Origin of the sequence: Enterobacter cloacae complex sp. P16RS2 (assembly GCF_014982155.1) — a bacterium.
In the GTDB taxonomy this organism is placed as follows: Bacteria; Pseudomonadota; Gammaproteobacteria; order Enterobacterales; family Enterobacteriaceae; genus Enterobacter; species Enterobacter cloacae_M.
The window spans coordinates 1-12,648 of sequence record NZ_JADCKW010000061.1 but is presented as its reverse complement, the minus strand read 5'-3'; the positions used below and the strand labels follow the sequence as shown (position 1 = coordinate 12,648).

Sequence of the window (12,648 nt, the reverse complement as noted above, 5' to 3'; positions counted from 1 at the left end):
GGGAGTGACCATCTCATTAATTATCCCACGCTAAGACTGTTTTTTGTACAAAGCGGTATCGACTGTACGTAATGAGCGGTATTTTCCGGATCCCAGCTTAAGATTATTACGCCAGACGTAATCTCCACTCAGATTGATATGTTCCCAGCCCAGGGGAGAAAGATGAGAGACCAGTTGCTCATTTATCGGGATACCCTTTCGTTTTAGTGACTCAATAGCTCTTTCTATATATACCGTGTTCCACAACGTGATCGCTGCTGTCAGTAATGTCAGCCCGCTGGCGCGATAACTCTGATTCTCCAGCCCACGATCCCTTATTTCACCCAGACGGTGCAAAAAGACCGCTCGCGCAAGGGCATTACGGGCCTCACCCTTATTCAGCCCCGCCTGCACGCGTCGGCGCAGACCGGGATCACGGAACCAGTCCAGCATAAATAGTGTCCGTTCGATGCGGCCAATCTCTCTCAGCGCTTTGGCAAGTCCATTCTGTTTTGGGTAACTGGCTAACTTTTTCATCATCAGTGATGCGGTGACTGTCCCCTGCTTAATCGAGGTTGCCAGGCGCAATACCTCATCCCAGTGCGACTCAATGTCTTTGATATTTAGGCAGGTTGTTGATATGACAGACTGAAGCCCCGGATAGCGCTCGGCCTTTCCATGAATAAACAGCCGCTTGTCATGAAGATCACGGATCCTTGGCGCAAAAGCGAATCCCAGCAGGTGCATCAGGGCGAAAACATGTTCAGTGAAGCCTGCGGTATCGGTGTAATGCTCGGTAATTTCCAGATCGCTTTCATGGTACAGCAGGCCATCAAGCACGTGGGTTGAGTCGCGCACCCGGCTGATCACTTTGGCGTAGAACGGGCTGTATTGGTCTGAGATATGCGTATAAATCTGCACGCCCGGCTCCTGACCATATTTAAGATTGACCTGACCGGCATAACGTCCGTGACTGCCTACCCGAAAGTTCTGCCCGTCTGACGACGATGTTGTCCCGTCGCCCCAGAATGCGGCCAGAGGCCGCTCTTTCTGTGCGTTGACCAGCTCGGCCAGTGCCGCTGAATAAGTTTCATCCCTGATGTACCATGCCTGAATACCTTCGAGTGACGATCTTGTGGCCCCAGGGCAGGATTCCGCCATTTTTGTCAGCCCAAGGTTGATGCCGTCAGCCAGAATGGTGGTCAGCAACAGTCTTCCGTCTTTTGGTCTGACGTTATTATTTTTGAGGTGCGCGAAGTGACGCGTAAATCCCGTCCAGCTATCAACTTCTTCCAGTATCTCCGTAATTTTCGGATGGGGAAGCATGCCATAGACCAAATCTGCAAAGGGCGAAACACCTGAAGGAACGCTGTTCTCCAGTGGAGTGATTTTTACGCCTTTATCTGAGATATCTACATCGGGCAAATCACCGGCAAGCGCCATCGCGTTAACTTCTTCCAGCCGAGATGCAAGAAGAGTCATACGGGCCTGAAGGTATGCCTGGCTATCGGTCTGAACGGCCAACTGTAACTGGTCATTATGTCGGGATTTCTCAAACTCAGCAGTCGGGATGAGATAATCATCAAAATTTTTGTAGCGGCGCGATCCTTTTACCCAGATATCACCGGAACGTAATGCACCCTTGAGTTCATTCAGTACGCAAAACTCGTAGTACTTGCGGTCGATGCCTGAAGGCGTGAGCACCAGTTTTCGCCAGCTTTCAGGGATAAACCCTGTTGGCGCTGATGGCGGCACTTTACGAAGTTGTTTACGGTACATTTCCGTTATGGTGTCCAGCGCATCGCTGAGCGCCTGCGCCGCAGGTGTCGCCATGAACTGCAATGCTGACAGCATACGCGGGGCATATTTACGCAACGTACTGTATTTTTCGGTGATCAGATGAAGCGCGTCGAAATTGCCCTTACGGGAAAGAAACCGCGTTTCTTCCACGCTGTTGATGAATTCCTGCCAGGGAAGGACATCTTCTATTGCAGTCCAGGGATCTTCCCCGGATTCTCTGGCGTTAAGTAACGCCTGCCCGACGGTAACGTACTGCTTCAGCTTGCTCTGAATAAGCTTTCCCGTTTGCTGGAGCCGTTCGGCCTGCGTGCGTTTTGCCCTGCTGAACAGACTACCCAGGATACGCTCGTGCAGATCAATCACTTCGTCAGTCAGGGTGGCCCTGGCCTCTGTTATTATACAAACCAGCGTAGCGTAACGTCTGACATCGGTGAATTTTGCCAGGTCCCTGCTGCTCATTTTCCGGCCCTCACGCGCCAGTTTAAGCAACCTGTTCTGGTGAACGGAAAGTGCAATACCATCAGGCAACCCCAGCGCAGCGATGGAATTAAGCCGGTCGATATGTTGCAGCACATTTTTACCGTTTATTTTACCCGGAGGCTGTAGCAGCCATGCCAGACGGGAAGGTTGTTCACCCTCTGATATGAGCAGGCTGTCGAGTGCTGATTTATGCTGCTTTTCCAGTTGCGCGGTAAGTGTCGAAAATACCGATCTGTTAGCGAGCGTGACGACTTCGGCAAGCGTCCGTTCGATCACTTCAACAGAAGGGAAAATAACATTATTGTTATGTAGCCAGCTGAGCATTTCTTCCGCCAGCATAAATCCTTTGTCAGTTCGCATGGCATAGGGGTGCAGATGACGGATACAGTCTTTTTGCATTGACCGGCTGAACGGGGATAGTTCCAGGTAGCGATAAAGTTCGGTCAGATGTTCCCAGCGGGTTTGCTCTCTGGATGCATATTCCGGCCATAAATCAGGCTGAAGTTTCAGTCGGGAAGCAACCCTGGATACAACGCCATTGTGAGGAGCACTGCTTTTGTCCGGAATAAATCCAGGTCCACGCAGATAACAGAGTAATACAGCAAAGCCCAGGCGATTCGCTGGCCTTCGGTGCTTATTAATGAGCGCAATATCCGGTTCGTTCAGAAAACACATTCGGGTCAGAATAATTTCATCATCTGGTATAACCAGTAAGCGTTCCTGCTCTTCGCTGCTCAGTATCTGTCGCCGTGGCATAAATGCCTCCCTCGCGTATAGTTTTCATCTGTTATTTGTTCGCTGTGACCGAAACCGGTCGGTTTCGTACACCACTTACAGCACATGTCCGAAACTTAGTGAAATTAATTTCGGACACACGTTATAATTCGGACATCCATTTCGTACGGAAAGTTTCCCATGTCACGTGTTTTTGCCTACTGCAGGGTCTCAACTCTGGAACAGACCACAGAAAACCAGCGTCGTGAAATTGAAGCGGCGGGTTTTGCCATCAGATCCCAACGACTTATTGAGGAGCATATCAGTGGCTCGGTTGCTGCCAGCGAACGCCCCGGATTTATCCGGTTGCTAGATCGCATGGAAAATGGGGATGTACTGATTGTCACCAAACTTGACCGTCTGGGTCGTAATGCGATGGATATCCGAAAAACAGTAGAGCAACTGGCGGCTTTAGATATTCGCGTTCATTGTCTCGCACTCGGAGGCGTTGACTTGACCAGTCCGGCCGGAAAAATGACTATGCAGGTAATTTCTGCTGTAGCGGAGTTTGAGCGGGATTTGCTGCTTGAGCGAACGTATTCAGGTATTGCGAGGGCAAAAGCGGCTGGAAAACGCTTCGGTCGCCCCCCCATCCTGAGCGAGGAACAAAAGCAAACAGTGACAGAGCGCCTAAATGCTGGCATCAGTATCAGTGCTATTGCCCGGGAATTTAATACCACCCGCCAGACTATCCTTCGGGTAAAGGCTGGATTGCTGCAAGAGTGAGCGGCTGGGAAGATTATAAAAAAATCAAATGGTTATTATGAAATAAAACAGCCTGCTGGGTTCTTTTCCCCCTATTTTTTATAAAAGAGTAGACAAAAGAGGTTCGCGACACTAATCTACCAACTAGATGATTGGTGCTGGTTACACCAGCTATACCTTTTATCAAGAAATTACAGGAGCCATTATGTCTACTACCGTTAAACCTTCTGCAGACGCAGCTGCGATCCACAATACCCGTGAAGCAGTTCGCAGCCAGCCTGGCCTGGGTAACCTGACTTTCCAGATGAAAGCCCGTTCCAGCGGCGGATTAACCGTTCGCACAGAGACCGGCGCCACAATCCAGAACGGCGTTATCGATACCAGCCGTGTGGGGAAATTTTCTAATATCGGTGATGAACCCGCAGGTTTACTCGGCACCGATACCGGCATGAGCCCGACTGAATACATCATGCAGGCGCTGGCTGGCTGTTATACCGCCACCCTTACCATGATGGCTGCTGAAAAAGGGATCGACCTGGACGGTATCGAGCTGGATCTTAATTTCGATATCAACCTCAACGGCTTCCTTGGGCTGGACAGCAACGTGCGTAAAGGTGCGAAATCTATTCGCGTCGATGTTCACCTTACGAGCAAGACCGCCAGTCGCGAGGAGTTAGAAGCGCTGGTCAGCGAAATGCAAAAGAATTCGCCAATCCACGATACTCTGGCTAATCCGGTTGAAATGATTACACGCCTGGCGTGATGTCAGAGATGTAATGCTGCCATTCAGAATGCAGGATGGCAGTGACGTTCAGCTCTGCACGATACTGAGTCAGTGATACAACTTGCTACGGAAAAATAGCAACAATATAATCTATCAACTAGTAGATTATATGGAGTAATTATGACAACCATGACACGGGAACGGCTGCTCAGCGAAGCAGAACACCTGATGCGCGAAAAAGGGTATTCAGTATTCAGCTATGCTGATTTATCAAAAATAGTGGGTATCACCAAGGCCAGTATTCATCACCATTTCCCGACCAAAGATATTCTGGGTGAGCAGGTGGTAATACAGGCGTTCTCTGATACACAACGCGTATTTGAGCAGATAGAGGCGACTGAGAAAAGCGCGGAGAGAAGAATTGCGGCTTACATCGATATCTTCGCGCAAAGCCATAAAGCTTCGCTACTGCCACTGTGTTGTGCGTTGTCAGCAGAGACCGCCAATCTGCCTCAGGCAATTACTGTACAGACATCACTTTATTTCGATATGCAAATCGAGTGGCTCACAAAAGTCGTCAGGGCGGGCATGGAGTCAGGTGAGTTTTCATCCCATGCCGAACCATCAGATATTGCTTTGATGATCATTAATGTCTGTGAAGGCTCAAGCGTAGTGGCGCATGCAACGGCCAGACCCGAAGTCTTCGCCAACAGCCTTAAGTATATAAAACTGCTTCTTAATACCCCTCATTCAGGAGAATGACACTATGCTGGACTGGAACAACTATCGCTCAGAGTTAATGCAACGTTTAGGCGAGTTGGGCAAACTGACCCCCGAGACCATGAAAGGCGTGGTTGCCCTGGGCAACGCAGGTAACAAAACTGACCTTTTGGGCGCAAAAGTGCGTGAACTCATTGCCCTGGCGTGCGCAGTCACAACCCGCTGCGACGGCTGTATTGCTTTTCACGCCGACGCCGCTGTGAAAGCCGGTGCAACCGACGCTGAAATTGCTGAAGCGCTGGGCGTGGCGATTAACCTCAACGCTGGCGCGGCGGTCATTTATTCAGCCCGCACTCTGGATGCCGTCGGTCAGGCACGCGGTTAAGCATTAATAAATTCCACGTTAAAAGGGCATTACTGCCCTTTTTTTATGTCCGCAATAGCCTGAGCATATACCGATGCAGGTTTCACACCCGGTATGCGTTTAACTAATTGCCCTTCATGAAATATCAGCACAGACGGCAGCCCCCAGATCTCGTATTTGGTTGTCAGCACCGGCGCCTGATCTACATTGACTTTCCCCACCTGAATATCTCTATCGAGCCGGTCTGCAAACTGACTGAACATTTCTTCGCTGGCCTGACAGGGCGGACACCAGGGTGCAGAGAAACGTACCACCGATATTCCTTTGTACTGCTCTATCTGGCGGAAATTATCTTCGTTATAAGCTGTTAATGTACGCATGGTGATGACCTCGCAAAATGAGTGACAATTCAGGAATGGCTGCGTTATGACAAAAAAATACGACACACCCATTGACCTACCTACTAGATGGTTGGTATATTGCCACCCATCAGATGTTTATGCAACTCCAGTGCGCGACGTCCAGTCGATGATACTGCCGGGCTGTGCAAATCCCTGCCGGGATACTCCTTTTTGTTTTTTGTGAGGTATACGATGAGTAAGCTTTTCACCCCCTACAATCTGTCTGGCCTGGCGTTAAAAAACCGTGTAGTCATGGCACCGATGACCCGCACCCGCACCATGAATGACGTGCCGGATGAGGTCGTGGCTTTGTACTATGCACAGCGTGCTTCTGCTGGCCTGCTCATCACCGAAGGGATGCCGGTTTCAGAAGAAGGCCGGGGTTACCTTTATACCCCTGGTATCTACAACGACGAACACGTCCAGGGCTGGCGTAAAGTGACACAAGCGGTTCACGCCAAAGGTGGCCGTATTTTCGCGCAGCTCTGGCACGTCGGCCGTATGTCTCACGTCTCTCTTCAGCCAGGCCACATAGCGCCGGTTTCAGCGGGCACCGTTCAGGCGGTCAATACCACCGTTTTTGCGCTGACCGAATCCGGAGAACCGGGCCCGGTTGTACCAAGCCAGCCACGCGCGCTGGAAACGCATGAAGTTAAACGCATCACTGCAGACTTCGTGCACTCCGCACGCCTGGCGATGGAAGCCGGCTTTGACGGCGTGGAAATCATGGCGGCAAACGGATTCATCTTTGACCAGTTCCTCAGTAGCGAACTGAACACCCGCACCGACGAATACGGCGGCTCGGTGGAAAATCGTCAGCGTTTCCTGCTGGAGACCATTGACGCCGTGGCGGAAGCCGTGGGTAACAGCCACGTTGCCGTGCGCCTGTCACCGTTCGGCCGCATTTATGACCTCGCGCCGTATGAAGGTGAAGAGCAAACCTGGTCAGCCATCACCGACGCGCTCGGTCAGCGGGAACTGGCCTACGTACACCTTTACTATCAGCCGGTGTACACCAAAGCGCCACTTCCGGAAGGCTTCCGCCGCCGTTTTCGCAACACGTTTAAAGGCACCATCATCGCTGCCGGCGGTTTTACCCGTGATATCGCAGAGCAGGCTCTGGAAGATGATGAGCTGGATCTGGTGGCATTTGGTGTGCCCTACATCGCTAACCCGGATCTGGTTGAAAGAATGCAAAACGGCTGGCCACTGGCAGAAAGTGACCGCGCCACCTACTACGGCGTCAGTGGTTCCCCGGAAAAAGGCTATACCGATTACCCGGTCTGGCAGGCGCAATAAATCCCATACGGTCGCGGTTCTCTGATAAGTGAGAACCGACCGCCCAACGTCTTTGAGGAATCATTATGCAAACGCTGAAACCCACCCTTACCATCGATATCTGGTCAGATTTGGTCTGCCCGTGGTGCTGGATTGCTAAAAAAAGATTTGAACAGGGTCTGAATCGCTTTGAATTTCGCGACCAGGTGGTGATCCGCCATCACAGCTACCGTCTGGCCGGTGGTACTCCCGCGATGCCTTTTAAGGATGCCATCGTTAAAAAGCTGGGCAGTCAGCATTCAGCGGAGCTGATGATGAATCAGGTGGGCACCGCCGGTAAATCTGAAGGTCTGATCTACAACTTCGACGGCATGATGTTTGGTGATACAGAAGATGCACACACCCTGCTGGTTGCCGCGCGTAAGGCCGGAATTGCGGACACGGTGGAAGAACGTTTTTATCATGGCAGTATCACCGAAGGTCGCTCTCTCTTTGACCGTCAGCAGCTCGTTGCCATGGCCGTAGAAGCCGGTATGCCGAAAGCTGACGCTGAAGCCGCCCTGGAAAATGACGATTTTCGCGCCACCGTTTCCGACGATGAAGCCCACGCACAGTCTATTGGCCTCAGCGGCGTTCCGGTTTTTGTGATGAACGAAAAATATGCCATCAGCGGGGCTCAGGCAGCAGATAACTTTTTGAATGCCCTGCGTCAGGTCTGGGATGAACAGCAAACCGAATTTTCAGCCACTGCGGGTCAGACCTGCGGAACGGATGGCTGCAGTATTTAATCCGTCAACCGCCGGCAGTTTCACGCTGCCGGCAACGTCTTACCCACCAGTAATGGAGTCAGAAAATGAACACTTTTTTCAAAGGTAAAAAACTGCTCGTCGTCGGCGGTACCAGCGGCATGGGCCTGGCCGTGGCACGCATGGTACTGGAAGCGGGCGGCAGTGTCGTGCTGACCGGGAATAAAAAAGACAAAGCCGAAGCGGTGCAAAAAGAACTGAGCCCTCTGGGACCGGTTGCGGTCATCGCGGCGAACCTGATGACCGAAGAAGGTATGGAAACTATCCGTCAGGAAATTAATGCTCACCATCGCGATATCAGCCTGATGGTGAATGCCGCCGGTATCTTCATGCCCAAAGGATTTACCGAGCACAGCTTTGCCGATTATGACATGTATCTTTCGCTGAACCGAGCCACGTTCTTTATTACACAGGATGTCGTGAAGAACATGCTCGCCGCGAAGCTCGAAGGGTCTATCGTCAACGTCGGTTCGATTGGTGCTCAGGCTGCACTGGGTGACTCGCCGGCCTCGGCCTATTCAATGGCAAAAGCGGGTCTGCATGCCCTGACGCGTAATCTGGCGATTGAGCTGGCCAGCGCGGGTATTCGTGTCAACGCGGTGTCTCCCGGGATTGTTCATACGCCGATATACGAAGGCTTCATGGACAAAGCGGATATCGCAGATGCTATGAAGTCGCTGAACGATTTCCACCCGCTGGGACGCGTCGGAACTGCCGAAGATGTGGCAAACACTATTCTCTTCCTGTTGTCTGACAAAACCTCATGGGTGACGGGCGCTATCTGGGATGTCGATGCGGGCATCATGGCGGTCAGACGATAACCCCGTGACGCTGGCATAAGCCGCCCCTTAAGGGCGGCATTTTTTTGTCGCCAGACATGTCATCAGCAGGCTTCACTAAGAATATTCACGACCTGTTCATCCGTGCCTTTTGTGTTCCCGGCACAGGGTGTTATGCCGGGTTCTGACGACATCCTGACAGGACAAAACGGCCAGAGAGAAAGGGGTTATACACGATGAGGAGCCGGTATCCGCAGTACCTGTGAAATTCTTTTCATCCCTGCTGTCAGCATACTCCGTGGGCAGGCCAGATTTAACCGGATATATCCGTCCCCATTGTCGACAAACAGCAAGCCCCCTTCAAGAAGGACCCCTGACTCCCGGGCAAAATACAGCGATAAATCCTCACCTGCGGTGTCGGGCAGGTAGCGGCTAATATCTATCCAGGCCAGATATGTCCCTTCGGGGATCGAGAACCTGGTTTCGGGTAAATAGCTTTTGAGATAGTCGTGCAGGTACTGGAAATTGCCGTCAATATATTCCCTCAGATGGACAAGCCAGTCATCACATTCACTCCACGCCGCTTTGTTTGCTGCCAGGCTCAGTGGAGAGATGAACTCGTCGTGTCTGAGACGCCACTCGCTTCTGACACCGGGATCCGGAATAATGATATTTGCCAACAAATTCCCGGCCAGATTGAATGTTTTACTCGAGGACATGCAGGTAATAATGCGTGTAGAATCAGGGAAAAGAGAGGCGGCCGGTGTATGACCGATACCGCTTCGGGACAGGTCGCAGTGAATTTCGTCAGATATCACCCAGATGTCATTGGCCAGGCAAATTTCAATAATCCGCTTAAGTTCATCAGGCCGCCAGACTCGTCCGGTCGGGTTATGCGGATTACACAGGAAAAGAATTTTCACACGTAAATCGGCCTGACTGGCTTTGCGTGCAAAGTCTTCCCAGTCAGGTTCCCAGCCGCCTGCTGATTTTTTTAACGCCGAGTACACCACGCGACGCTGACTGTATTCACCCGCCTTTTTAAACGGGCCATATGAAGGCGTCATAATAAGAATACTGTCATCCATGTCGGTCAGAAGCGGGACGAGACGGTTCAGCGCGGGAATAATGCCCGGAGACAGCACAATGTCTTCCGTTTTGAAACGGTGACCATATTGTCGCTCACATCAGCTGCCAAAGATCTCATAGTATTCTTCGTCGTAGATTTTAGTGTAGCCGAGTATTTTTCTATCCAGACGGTCTCTGATGGCCTGAAGAATCGGCTCTGGTGTGGCAAAAGCCATGTCAGCAACCCAGAGGTTGATTAGCCCTTCTGCCGGATACCGCATTGCAAATTCGGACTGTCCCGAAAACAGGTATTCCCGCCAGCCGTCCACGGTGAGACTGTCTGTTTTCTCTCTGCTTACGTACTCATCAAAATCATATTTCATTTCATAAACCTGCCTTAGGTGTAGTCAGAAACGTCGACCTCAGTATTACTGTCAGTCTGATGCCGGAGCGGGAAAACTGGCTCGTGTGATTAACATAAGAGAATCATCACAACTGCATGAATTAATTGCGTTATTAAGGTTCTCTCGCCTTTGTCATCGACTGACGGGGGGATTTCTCGCGTGTCACCATCACAATGCCAGTCAGCACCGCCAGGGCAGAAAATATCGTTCTGACCGTCAGTGATTCATCCAGGAATACCACACCCCCTAGCATTGCCAGACAGGGAACGCTGAGCTGAAGGGTACTGGCGGTGATAGAGCCGAGAGAGGGTAAAAGGGTATACCACAATACATATGCACCGGCTGAGGCGGCGGCACCGGACAGCAATGACAAAGCAATGCCCGCAGCATCATAGTGACCCTGCTTCATAAACAGCAACGAAAGAGCGAGAGCCATCGGCGTGGCGAGTACAAAATTTGCCGCCGTTGAAGCCCCGGCCGCCTGGCCCGCCCTCCCCCTGACGGAATAGGCGGCCCAGGCTAATCCGGCAACGATCATCATAAGTGCACTGTAAAGCGGCGGTGCCTTCGCCCCGGGTAACAGCAGGGCAGCAATTCCTGCCAGAGCAATAACTAAACCGCAAGCCCGCATAACGGAGAGTGATTCCCCTTTAAATAATCCGTGGATCACCATCGCAAACTGTACGGCACCAAAAAGTAACAGCGCACCTGCCCCGGTATCGAGATGGATATAGGCGACAGAGAAGAGCACTGCGTACACCATGAGGTAAAATCCGCTCAGCGGACGCCACAGCGATAATGTAGTTTTTGCGTGATAAAACAAGAAAGGTGACAGGACGAGTGCACCACTGGCCAGCCTGAGGCTGCTGAATGAAAGGGGATCAATGTGGCCTCCCTGCAGGGCCAGACGGCACAGAATAGAGTTTGCAGCAAACGCCAGCATTGCCAGGGATATTTTAAGAATGAGCGCGCAATTGGCCATTCAGTGAGACCTCATAAAATTCTTGTAAACTACCATCTAGTTGGTAGCATAGCGTAAGTGATCACCGAACAGGAAGCAATAATCAGCTTTCAAACTGGAAGGTGAGGACAGGCATTCGGAATGAATTCTGTTTCACATCCCCAGTAGAGGAAGGAAAACGCGTAATGCCAGATGCAGAGCAGAAGATTATTTTTCCCTGCGATCAAACATATGAAATCAGTTTAAGACCTGGAATATCCTATGAAAAAACTAAAATTTACGTTCAAAAATGCGGCTGGTGAAGAACTGGCCGGATTGCTTGAACTTCCTGAAAATCCTAAAGCGTTTGCGCTGTTAGCTCATTGTTTTACGTGTGGCAAAGACCTCAAAGGCGCGGCGCGTATTGCGCGGAAACTGACAGAGAATGCTATCGCCGTTCTCCGGTTTGATTTTACTGGTCTGGGAAACAGCGAAGGGGATTTTTCCAACACCAACTTCTCATCCAATATTTCGGACCTGCTTTGCGCGGTAGATTATCTCCGCCGACAGTACGAAGCGCCTTCTTTGCTCATCGGCCATAGCCTGGGGGGATCGGCCATTCTGTCTATTGCCGGCGAAGTTCCTGAGGCAAAGGCCGTTGTCACCATAGGATCACCCGGAGAACTGACACACGTAAAACGTCTTTTTAAGGATGATGTTGAAAACATTAACCAGCATGGAGCCTATCCCGTTGAGCTGGCCGGGCGGGTATTTACCTTAAAGAAACAGATGCTGGACAATATTCAGGAACACAAAATCGCTCATAAGGTGTTCGCCATGAACAAGCCTCTGCTTATTTTTCATGCGACTGAAGATGATACTGTGTTAATTGAGCAGGCCGAAAAAATATTCAAAGCAGCAAAGCATCCCAAGAGTTTCATTTCGTTGGGTAAGGCGGATCACCTTCTGACTCATGCTCAGGATGCTGAATACGTTGCCGATATCATTATATCGTGGAGCGAATGTTACCTATAAACAGAGTAAATGCGTTCAAACTCGTAGCGCAGAGGGCGATTTTCTGCAGAGATCGGACGCTGTTTATGCTGGACTGATTTTGCGATAAAGGCTTAGGCCGATGCATACAGGCGGGGCTGAATAAGGGTGAGGCCCTTGGGCGAGCATCCTTCATGCACCGGCTGAATGAAATCAGGGATCTGGGGGTGGGAGGATCAGCGTTACCACGCCACCGGCGCTGACACTACATACGGCGGCGATAACACTCTGGAATACGGTTTATATAGAAAGAACCATTGAGCCGCTTAAGCAAAAAGGAGTCCCTGTTAATGAACTGCTGGTCTCTCATCCTTCTCCACTGCTGTACAAAATATAGTCTTAGCGTGGGATAATTAATGAGATGGTCACTCCC

13 protein-coding genes and 1 pseudogene are annotated in these 12,648 nt (G+C 51.0%); 9 read left to right on the top strand and 5 right to left on the bottom strand.

Annotated features, from left to right (window positions below; all coding sequences use genetic code 11):
• Positions 1–30: 30 nt before the first annotated feature.
• The gene (locus INF68_RS22465) at positions 31–3,015 is read right to left on the bottom strand and encodes a Tn3 family transposase (protein ID WP_021242989.1); all 2,985 of its coding nucleotides are present in this window, start codon (positions 3,013–3,015) and stop codon (positions 31–33) included.
• Between the two features lie 159 nt (positions 3,016–3,174).
• Between INF68_RS22465 and INF68_RS22460 the strand changes: the two genes are divergently transcribed.
• The 4 genes from INF68_RS22460 to INF68_RS22445 all read left to right on the top strand — a co-directional run bounded on the left by INF68_RS22460 (position 3,175) and on the right by INF68_RS22445 (position 5,567).
• Positions 3,175–3,759: a recombinase family protein gene (locus INF68_RS22460; RefSeq protein ID WP_012695450.1), complete on the top strand. Its 585-nt coding sequence runs from the start codon at positions 3,175–3,177 to the stop codon at positions 3,757–3,759.
• Between the two features lie 184 nt (positions 3,760–3,943).
• A complete protein-coding gene (locus tag INF68_RS22455) occupies positions 3,944–4,501 on the top strand; it encodes an OsmC family protein (RefSeq protein ID WP_000108589.1) in 558 nt (185 codons plus the stop codon).
• Between the two features lie 141 nt (positions 4,502–4,642).
• The gene (locus INF68_RS22450) at positions 4,643–5,224 is read left to right on the top strand and encodes a TetR/AcrR family transcriptional regulator (protein WP_020277920.1); all 582 of its coding nucleotides are present in this window, start codon (positions 4,643–4,645) and stop codon (positions 5,222–5,224) included.
• A 4-nt stretch (positions 5,225–5,228) separates the two neighbouring features.
• Positions 5,229–5,567: a carboxymuconolactone decarboxylase family protein gene (locus INF68_RS22445; protein ID WP_000888080.1), complete on the top strand. Its 339-nt coding sequence runs from the start codon at positions 5,229–5,231 to the stop codon at positions 5,565–5,567.
• A gap of 29 nt (positions 5,568–5,596) precedes the next feature.
• On the opposite strand, the gene INF68_RS22440 is transcribed toward INF68_RS22445, so the two are convergent.
• Positions 5,597–5,926 carry a co-chaperone YbbN gene (locus tag INF68_RS22440; RefSeq protein WP_002431133.1) on the bottom strand — a complete coding sequence of 110 codons (330 nt, stop codon included), beginning with the start codon at positions 5,924–5,926 and terminating at the stop codon, positions 5,597–5,599.
• Between the two features lie 213 nt (positions 5,927–6,139).
• Between INF68_RS22440 and INF68_RS22435 the strand changes: the two genes are divergently transcribed.
• The 3 genes from INF68_RS22435 (at position 6,140) to INF68_RS22425 (ending at position 8,852) form a co-directional block, all read left to right on the top strand.
• A complete protein-coding gene (locus INF68_RS22435; protein ID WP_006687059.1) occupies positions 6,140–7,246 on the top strand; it encodes an alkene reductase in 1,107 nt (368 codons plus the stop codon).
• 65 nt (positions 7,247–7,311) lie between these two features.
• On the top strand, positions 7,312–8,013 hold the full coding sequence (locus INF68_RS22430) for a DsbA family oxidoreductase (RefSeq protein WP_020277918.1): 702 nt from the start codon (positions 7,312–7,314) through the stop codon (positions 8,011–8,013).
• A gap of 65 nt (positions 8,014–8,078) precedes the next feature.
• Positions 8,079–8,852 (top strand): SDR family NAD(P)-dependent oxidoreductase, encoded by a 774-nt coding sequence (locus INF68_RS22425; protein WP_004729618.1) that lies wholly within the window; start codon positions 8,079–8,081, stop codon positions 8,850–8,852.
• Positions 8,853–9,037: 185 nt separating this feature from the next.
• Here INF68_RS22425 and INF68_RS22420 read toward each other — a convergent pair whose 3' ends face one another.
• From INF68_RS22420 to INF68_RS22415, 3 genes are all read right to left on the bottom strand, one after another.
• Positions 9,038–9,955: a MalY/PatB family protein gene (locus INF68_RS22420; RefSeq protein ID WP_230354552.1), complete on the bottom strand. Its 918-nt coding sequence runs from the start codon at positions 9,953–9,955 to the stop codon at positions 9,038–9,040.
• 42 nt (positions 9,956–9,997) lie between these two features.
• Positions 9,998–10,261 (bottom strand): hypothetical protein, encoded by a 264-nt coding sequence (locus tag INF68_RS23365; protein ID WP_227412949.1) that lies wholly within the window; start codon positions 10,259–10,261, stop codon positions 9,998–10,000.
• Between the two features lie 133 nt (positions 10,262–10,394).
• Positions 10,395–11,264: a DMT family transporter gene (locus tag INF68_RS22415; protein WP_001567390.1), complete on the bottom strand. Its 870-nt coding sequence runs from the start codon at positions 11,262–11,264 to the stop codon at positions 10,395–10,397.
• A 240-nt stretch (positions 11,265–11,504) separates the two neighbouring features.
• Here INF68_RS22415 and INF68_RS22410 point away from each other — a divergent pair, with 240 nt between their 5' ends.
• Both INF68_RS22410 and INF68_RS22405 read left to right on the top strand, forming a co-directional pair.
• On the top strand, positions 11,505–12,257 hold the full coding sequence (locus tag INF68_RS22410) for a S9 family peptidase (RefSeq protein ID WP_004729622.1): 753 nt from the start codon (positions 11,505–11,507) through the stop codon (positions 12,255–12,257).
• A 26-nt stretch (positions 12,258–12,283) separates the two neighbouring features.
• Positions 12,284–12,597 (top strand): annotated as a pseudogene (locus INF68_RS22405) (Tn3 family transposase); the annotation flags it as partial.
• Between the last annotated feature and the right edge of the window lie 51 nt (positions 12,598–12,648).